A 1,115-nucleotide genomic window follows, 5' to 3' on the forward strand; every position below is an offset into this window, starting at 1 on the left:
CACTAATCCGATGATCACTGCTGGAGGGCGTTTTTGTGCCCAGCAAGGCGGAAAGAGCGCTATGTAGTTATTCTACATAAGTGACTGATAACGACGCTGGGCGCAAAAACGGCCCCAGCCCTTCGGGTTGTGTCTAAAAATCCACCACTTTTCGTTACTCATCGCTTATTTGGAATGACCAAACCACGCTCTTCGTGCCTCAATTGGCGGCTTTTTAGACGCAACAGTGTCCATCGGATTAGTGTTAACAGGCCCTAACCTTAAGACCATTAATGGGGGCGATTGGTTCATCTTCAAGGGGTTGGCGGTTGCGTGCGGGTGTCCGCTGTGGGCGGAAGGTGGTCGGGAAAGATGGGGACCATCAGGGTGTTGTCCGCCGCGCGAGCCGGCAAGCCGACCATTTCGTCGTAGGCGCTTTGCTGACGCAGGTACATGGAGGCCGGGCGCAGGGGATCGAGCTGGTCACGCATTTCAATGAGGCTGCGGGTTTTCAGGGGCTTGTCTTGGTCCAGCCAAATCAGGTTTTCCGTCCCGTCTTCGCAGAGAAAGGCCTGATAGATGCCGCCTTCGTAGGAATCGATAATCACCTGTAGCTGATCCTGGCTGTGCAGGTCGTGCAGTATTACCTTGCTCATGATGCCACCTTCAGAGTTGGGTTCACTCTGATATACGCTTCAATGAGCGAGAGCGATCACTCTGGGAGTTCCTGTTAAGGAATCCTAGCCGCCGATGCTCTGCAGCAGGGTGGCCAGAATCAACAGCGGGCAGACGAATTTCACGTAGTTGGGCCAGACTTTCCAGAAGAAGGTGCCTTCGACCTCGGGGTGGCCGGATTTGATCTCTTGCAGCAGGTTATTGCGGTGCCAGATCCAGCCGGCAAAGACGCACAGCATCAAGCCCAGCAGCGGCTGACTGTAGACGGTGGTGAGGTTGATGACGAAGTCGAACAGGCTGCCGAAGTTGAACAGGATCACGGTGGAGCAGCCAAAAATCAGGGTGCCGATGACGAGGGTGGCCTGACGGCGACTGAAGGGGGTCTCTTCCACGGTGAGGGAGACCGGGACTTCCAGCATGGAGATGGATGAGGTGAGTGAGGCGATGGACATCAGGATAAA

1 protein-coding gene and 1 pseudogene are annotated in these 1,115 nt (G+C 55.2%); both read right to left on the reverse strand.

Translation table 11 applies throughout. The features are described 5' to 3' along the window. Nucleotides 1-293 precede the first annotated feature (293 nt). Complete coding sequence (locus tag ACTG33_RS17175; RefSeq protein ID WP_439136499.1) at nt 294-635, reverse strand: DUF6482 family protein; 342 nt, start codon at nt 633-635, stop codon at nt 294-296. Between the two features lie 84 nt (nt 636-719). Then, nucleotides 720-1,115: pseudogene (locus ACTG33_RS17180) on the reverse strand (sodium-dependent transporter); the annotation flags it as partial.

Source organism: Pseudomaricurvus sp. (assembly GCF_965662505.1).
Lineage (GTDB): Bacteria > Pseudomonadota > Gammaproteobacteria > Pseudomonadales > Cellvibrionaceae > Pseudomaricurvus.

Excerpts from the sequence above, each read along its gene's own strand:
- ACTG33_RS17175 (WP_439136499.1), bottom strand. The coding sequence starts at position 635 with ATGAGCAAGGTAATACTGCACGACCTGCACAGCCAGGATCAGCTACAG.